The sequence below is a fragment of the Bradyrhizobium sp. P5_C11_2 genome, from assembly GCF_054049755.1.
The window spans coordinates 1-6,847 of record NZ_JBFULT010000413.1 but is presented as its reverse complement, the minus strand read 5'-3'; the positions used below and the strand labels follow the sequence as shown (position 1 = coordinate 6,847).

7 protein-coding genes are annotated in these 6,847 nt (G+C 65.9%); 3 read left to right on the top strand and 4 right to left on the bottom strand.

Going from position 1 to position 6,847, the window contains the following annotated elements; all coding sequences use genetic code 11:
• Positions 1-210 precede the first annotated feature (210 nt).
• A complete protein-coding gene (locus ACXJL8_RS29435; protein WP_456618061.1) occupies positions 211-1,680 on the top strand; it encodes a mannitol dehydrogenase family protein in 1,470 nt (489 codons plus the stop codon).
• 100 nt (positions 1,681-1,780) lie between these two features.
• A complete protein-coding gene (locus tag ACXJL8_RS29430) occupies positions 1,781-2,188 on the top strand; it encodes a nuclear transport factor 2 family protein (protein ID WP_456618062.1) in 408 nt (135 codons plus the stop codon).
• Positions 2,189-2,245: 57 nt separating this feature from the next.
• On the opposite strand, the gene ACXJL8_RS29425 is transcribed toward ACXJL8_RS29430, so the two are convergent.
• Complete coding sequence (locus ACXJL8_RS29425) at positions 2,246-2,962, bottom strand: HAD family hydrolase (RefSeq protein WP_456618063.1); 717 nt, start codon at positions 2,960-2,962, stop codon at positions 2,246-2,248.
• 155 nt (positions 2,963-3,117) lie between these two features.
• Between ACXJL8_RS29425 and ACXJL8_RS29420 the strand changes: the two genes are divergently transcribed.
• Entirely contained in the window at positions 3,118-3,969 is an 852-nt protein-coding gene (locus tag ACXJL8_RS29420) for an SDR family oxidoreductase (protein WP_456618064.1), read from the top strand.
• 93 nt (positions 3,970-4,062) lie between these two features.
• Here ACXJL8_RS29420 and ACXJL8_RS29415 read toward each other — a convergent pair whose 3' ends face one another.
• From ACXJL8_RS29415 to ACXJL8_RS29405, 3 genes are all read right to left on the bottom strand, one after another.
• Positions 4,063-4,950: a dienelactone hydrolase family protein gene (locus tag ACXJL8_RS29415; RefSeq protein WP_456618065.1), complete on the bottom strand. Its 888-nt coding sequence runs from the start codon at positions 4,948-4,950 to the stop codon at positions 4,063-4,065.
• Positions 4,951-5,050: 100 nt separating this feature from the next.
• Positions 5,051-6,343 (bottom strand): MFS transporter, encoded by a 1,293-nt coding sequence (locus ACXJL8_RS29410; protein ID WP_456618066.1) that lies wholly within the window; start codon positions 6,341-6,343, stop codon positions 5,051-5,053.
• Between the two features lie 121 nt (positions 6,344-6,464).
• A partial coding sequence (locus tag ACXJL8_RS29405) for a hypothetical protein (protein WP_456686052.1) occupies positions 6,465-6,847 on the bottom strand: 383 nt, incomplete at its 5' end.

Below are 6,847 nucleotides of genomic sequence, written 5' to 3'. Positions count from 1 at the left end.
CGATCAGGCTTCGCAATTGATCGGCGACCTGGCGATAGAGCCGTCTCGCCTCCACAGCTTCCAGCGGCACGCTGGCCTCCCCGAAAGGGCCGCGCCGGTCGGTTCCCGGCGGCCCGCCAATTTTGGATAATTGGCCTTACCAATTGACCGCAGCATTGACCGAGCACGGGCGCCATGTCAAGCAGCGGCAAAACAAGGGGAGAGACGACCATGCGCCTTGGCTGCGCCAATCTCGACCGGCTGCCGCCGGCCATTCGCGGTCCGGCCTATGACCGCTCGGGCGTCACGCCCGGCATCGTGCATCTGGGCCTCGGGGCCTTTCATCGCGCCCATCAGGCCGTCGTCATCGACGATTGCCTTGCCGCCGGCGCCACCGCCTGGGGCATCGTTGGCGCCAGCCTGCGCAGTCCGGATACGCGCGACGCCCTCGCGCCGCAGGACCATCTCTACACCGTCGCCGTGCGCGCGGCCGAAGGCACCGAGCACCGCGTCATCGGCGCGCTGCTCGACAGCGTCGTCGCGCGCGAGAACCCGGCGCGGCTGGTCCAGGGGATGGCCGATCCCGCCATCCGCATCGTCTCGCTCACCGTCACCGAGAAAGGCTATTGCCACACGCCGCAGACCGGCGATCTCGACGAGCGGCATCCGGACGTCGTGCACGATCTGAACAATTTCGACGCGCCGCGCTCGGCGCCCGGCTTCATCGTGGCCGCGCTTGCGCGGCGGCGGGCGCAAGGTCTTCCGCCCTTCACCGTGCTGTGCTGCGACAATCTCGCCGCCAACGGCCACACCGTGCAGCGCATCGTGACGCAGTTCGCGGCGCTGCGGTCGAAGGACCTCGGCAAGTGGATCGCGGATAACGCCGCCTTCCCCTGCACCATGGTCGACCGCATCGTGCCGGAGACGCTGGAGGCCGACCGCGAAGCGGTTTCCGCTGCGCTCGGCGTGCGCGACGCCTGGCCGGTGATGACCGAGCCGTTCACGCAATGGGTGGTCGAGGACCGCTTTTGCGCGGGCCGGCCTGATCTCGCGGCTGCAGGCGTCGAGCTCGTCGCCGACGTCAAGCCGTTCGAGCTGATGAAGCTGCGGCTGCTCAACGCCAGTCATTCGGCGCTCGCCTATCTCGGCTATCTCGCCGACTACGAGACCATCGCCGATACCATGCTGGATCCGCATTTCGCGCGTCTTGCCGCGCAGGTGATGGAACAGGCCGCGGTGACGCTGACCATGCCATCAGGCACCGACCTTGCCGCCTACCGCGCCTCGCTGCTCAGGCGCTTCGCCAATCCGGCGCTGCATCACCGCACCTGGCAGATCGCGATGGACGGCTCGCAAAAGCTGCCACAGCGCCTGCTTGGCGCGATGCAGGACCGCCTGCGCCAGAACTTGCCGATCGCGACCCATGCGCTCGCGGTGGCGGGCTGGATGCGCTACGTCACGGCCACCGACGAACAGGGCCGCGCGATCGACGTGCGCGATCCGCTCGCCGGCGAATTCGCGGCGCTGGCGCGCGAGGCGGGTCCCGTTGCCGAGCGCTTGGCGCCCGCGCTGCTCGGCGTCGGACAGGTGTTCGGGCCGCTCGGCGCCGAACCGCGCCTGCGCGAAGCCGTGACCGCGGCGCTCGGCCGTCTCTATGCGGACGGCGCGCGGCGGGCGGTCGAGACGCACGTCTCCACGTGACCACAAAGCGGGCAGCAATGCTGCACTGCGGTCCAAATCGAACGCAAAGTCGACGGAAGTCGCGCTTGATTTTTGCCTGTCATTGCCTCACCCGAGAGCCATGGCAAAGGACAGCAAGGTCATCGCCGCAAACGCGGCCTTCTACGCCGCCTTCTCAACCGGCGACTTCGACGGCATGGAACGGATGTGGGCGGATGACGACGCCATCTCCTGCATCCATCCCGGCTGGCCGGCCATCATCGGGCGCGCCACGGTGATCGGCAGCTGGCGCGACATCCTGCAAAATCCGGAGCGGCCGCAGATCGTCTGTGCCGAGCCGCAGGCGATCATCGACGGCGACAGCGCGCGCGTGCTCTGCATCGAGATCGTCGACGGCACCGCGCTGGCCGCCTCCAACCATTTCCGCCGCGTTGGTGGCGACTGGCGCCTCGTGCACCACCAGTCGAGCCCGATTGCGCAGATTGTCGAGCAGGCTGAAGACGATAGCCCGAGTCACCGCGTCCACTGACCGCCGGCGTGATCTACTGTGCATGGGGTTGTTTGTCAGTTTTTTTAGTTGGCGACCTCATCCAAGTGCCGACAGATCGTCCAGCACGAACCGCGCCTCGGTGAAATCATCGTCCCGGAAGAACATGCTGCGGGTGATCACGACGGGAATGCTGGCGCGCGAGGCCGCGATCAGGCCGTTGGCGGAATCCTCGATCGCGACGCAATCGGAAGCGTCCAGCTCCAGCCGCGCCAGGGTTTCGAGATAGACGTCCGGCGCGGGTTTCTTGTGCCGCACGTCGTCACCGGCGACGATGGCGTCGAAGTCCGCGGCCCAGCGCGTGCCCAGCGCCCGCGACAGCAGCACATCGATATTGCCGCGCGAGGTGGTCGTTGCGATCGCGAACCGCTGGCCGCGCGACCGCGCCGCCGCCAGCAGGTCGGCGACGCCCGGACGCAGCGGGCAGCAGCCGGTCTCGACCAGTTCGGCATAGCGTGCGGTCTTGATGCGGTGGAGCTCTGCGACGTCCTCATCCGACAATGGCGGGGCGATCCGCTGCCTCGCATGGTAGGCGCGGATCCGCTCCTTGCCGCCCGTCACCCGCAGCAGGTCCTTGTAGACGCCACGATCCCACTGCCAGCCGAGCCCGCCGCGCGCGAAGGCCTCGTTGAAGGCCTGCCGATGCAGCTCCTCGGTCTCGGCCATGGTGCCGTCGACATCGAAGATCAGCGCGCTGGCGCGCCGGATCAGTTCCACGGCGTCGCATAGCGCTACGGCGGGCGCTTCCGCCTGCATGATCGGCTTCCCTTCTGACGCCCCTGTGACAAGCGAGCATCGCCCGCGGAGGCAGGCGAGTAAAATTGCAATATCTTTTGCCGGACCCAAAAATCTCTTATGAGCAGAGATGCGCGCAGCGGCGCGACCGGAACTCCGACCAGCACGGCAGACGCATGCGGCTCTTCATCCTCGGCTTCGGCTATAGCGCAGGGCATTTCGTCCGCAGATTCGGCGGCGCGTTCTCGCACGTCGCCGGCACGGTGCGCGATCCCGCGAAGCGGGAAGGTCTCGCCGGCATCGAGGCGCACGCGTTTTCCGGCAGCGATCCGGACGGCGAGACGATCGAGCGCGTTCGCGACGCCGACGTTCTTGTTGTATCGATCCCGCCCGGGAGCCATGGCGATCCCGCCATCACGGCGTACGCAGAGGCACTGGCATCGGGCCGTCGCCGGAAGATTATCTATTTGTCCACGCTCGGCGTGTACGGCGACCACGGCGGCGCATGGGTCGACGAGAGCACGCCACCGCAGGCCGCGCTCGACCGCACGCGGATGCGGCTCGCGGCGGAGCAGGCCTGGATGGAGACGGGGCGCGGCGACGTCGCGATCCTGCGGCTTGCAGGCATCTACGGCCCCGGCCGCAACGCGCTGGCGACGCTTCGCGCGGGTTCGGCCCGCCGCATCGTCAAGCCGGGACAGGTCTTCAACCGCATCCATGTCGATGACATCGCAAGCGCGATCATGGCCGCGGTGCGCCATCGGGGCGGCGGCACGTGGAACGTCTGCGACGACGAGCCCGCGCCACCGCAGGACGTGATCGCCTATGCGGCGAAGCTGATGGGCATTCCAGCGCCAGCCGAAGAAGCGTTCGAGACGGCCGAGATGTCGGTGATGGCCCGCAGCTTCTATGCCGGCAACGCCCGTGTCTCCAACGCGCGGGCGAAGCGCGAGCTCGGCGTGAGCTTCGCCTATCCGACCTATCGGCACGGCCTGGATGCGCTGTGGAACGCGGGCGAAGGACGATAAGGCAAAGACAGTTCCGTTGTATCCGAACGTGCCCCTCCTGGACACGCCGACCAGATTGGGGCGGCCGTTGCGGCCGCCCCTCGAAACGCGGCGTCAGCTCAGCACGCCGTTCTTCTTGAACCAGGCCTGCGCCCGCTTCCAGGCATCTTCGGCCGCGTCCTTGCGGTAGCTGCCGCGGTAGTCGGCATGGAAGCCGTGCGGGGCATCCGGATAGATCTTGAATTCGGCCGTCTTCTCGTTTTGCCCGAGCGCCGCCTTGAGTTGCTCGACCTGCGCAACGGGGATGCCGGTATCGGCTCCGCCATAGAGGCCGAGCACCGGCGCCTTCATCTCGGGCGCAAGCTGGAGCGGGCTCTTCGGCCACAGCGGATTGGGGGCATCGACCGGCGGACCGTAGAAGGCGACACCGGCCTTGAGGGCGCCGTTGTGCGCGGCATATTCCCAGACGGTGCGCCCGCCCCGGCAGAAGCCGATGATGCCGAGCTTCGCGGTGTCGCCGCTCTGCGATCCCGCCCACGCCACCGTGGCATCGAGATCGGACAGCAACTCCGCGTCCGGCTTGGCATTGACGACCGCCAGCAGGTCCTTGATCTCGGTGACCTTGGTCAGGTCAACGCCCTTACGGAAGTAATAGTCGGGCGCAACGGCGAACGCGCCGAGCTTGGCGAGACGCCGGGTCACATCCTTGATGTATTCGTGCAGGCCAAATATCTCCATCGCCACGATGATCACCGGCGCCTTGGTATTGCCGGCGGGGCGGGCAAAATAGGCAGGCATCTCCTCGGAGCCGACCTTGATCTTGGCGTCGCCGGTCTGGAGACCATTGGTGTCCGTCGTGATGACCTCGGCGCGGACCGGCCCGGCCGCAAGCGTATAGCCGGCAGCCACGGCCGCGGTGGCGCTCATGAATCCGCGACGCGAGACCGGAGCGACTTTGGTCAGCCCGACGACGTCGGATGTCATGGTGGTTTCGATACTCATCGATCTATCCTTCCTGATGCGTGGCCCTGATCCTTCAGCCGGCGCATCGTCAACAGTTGCCGGCGAAACGCAAATCACCAGCCTGCGAGCACCGTCGCCATCAGGCTTCGCGCCTCTTCACCGGCGCAGTTTCCGGCATCAGGCTCATCGCGACCAGGCCGACGATCGCCGCTAGCAGCAGATACCAGGCCGGCGCCAGCGGATTGCCGGTGACGTGGAGCAGCCAGGTGACCACGAGCTGCGCCGTGCCGCCGAAGCTCGCGATCGCGACCGCATAGACGGTGGCGAACACGCCGCCGCGGATGTTCTGCGGCAGCGCCTCGGTGAAAGTCGCGTAGAACGCGGTGAACGGCAGCGAGCCGATGATCGATAGCACGCCGAAGCCGACCAGGAGCGACGGCGCGCCCGGCGCATGAACGATCCACAGGAAGACCGGATAGGTCAGCAGGAGGGTTGCGAGCTGCGGCCAGATCATGACCGGCTTGCGGCCGAGACGATCGGCGAGCCATCCGCCGACCAGTGCGCCGACGAACTGAATGGCGTTGCTGACGAGCGACACGGCGAAAGCCAGTGTCGACGACACATGCAGGGTATTCTGCGCATAGGTCGTCATGTATTGCGTGACATAGGTCGAGATAGTGCCGCTGGCCAAAATCATCAACGCCAGCGCGATGACGCCGAGGTGACGCCGAGCCTGCGAGAGGTGACCCGTGCGTTCTTCCGCTGCGACACCGGCTTCAGCATGCGGGATCGTCTCCGGCAATGTCCGGCGCATCCAGAGCCCGAACGGCAGGCAGACGGCCCCGATCAGGAATGCCACCCGCCAGCCATAGGACTCGAGCATCTCCGGTGCCATCGTCTTGCTCAGGATGACGCCGACCAGGGCGCCGGCGGTCGCGGCGATCTCCTGGCTCGCCGGCTGCCATGCCACCGTCAGCGCCCGGTGTTCGGGCGGAGCGATCTCGATCAGATAGGCGGTGGTCGGCCCGACCTCACCGCCGAGGGCGAAGCCTTGCGCCATGCGTGCCACGATCACGATGATCGGTGCCGCAATGCCGATCGCATGATAGGAGGGCGTCAGCGAGATGGTCAGGATCGCACACCCCATCAAGGCAAAGCTCAACAGCATGGCAGGCCGCCTGCCGATCCGGTCGGAATAGATGCCGAGGACGATCCCGCCGATCGGCCGTGTGACGAAGCCGGCGCCGAAGGTCGCCAGCGACAGCATCAGGCTGCCGTATTCGCTCTGTGTCGGGAAGAAGGTGTGCCCGATCTGAATGGCGAAGAAGCTGTAGGTGATGAAGTCGTAGAACTCGAGCATGTTGCCGATGGTGGCGGCCAGTGCTGCGCGTTTGACGTTGAACGGCTTTGCTTCCTTGCGGACAGGCGGCACTCGGACATTCCCTGGGCTCGATCGTGTGCCCGATTTAACCGTCAGGCCGCACTGCGACGCAACATCCATTAACTGAAAAAAGCGGTTCTCCCATCCGCGCCGACGCCGTCATGCGTTGCAGTCACTCCGCAACTTCGCGCAATTCGAGACGTCCAACCGCAACAAATGGGCGCCACAGCGGCCGCAACGACACATCATGTTGCCCAGGCATCGCACACGACCCGAATCCGCGCGCAAGCCTTCGTGATTTGACTGAAATTTTCAGAAGAGTTGAGCCGAACAATTTACTCGAACTTTCTTTGTGACGCTCTAGTTCCACGTCCGAAAGTTCCATCTCCAGAATGGAGAGGCGCGCTCCCGGCGCGGCAAGCGGTCCTGCTTCGCGCGAAGGATCGCTCGAGAGCTTCATTATCGCCCACCCAGATTGCGCTACCAAAGGCTCAATTGAATAAAGCTTTATCCGACGTGGAACTGAAATGATTTTGGCTCGTGAATCGATTGAAT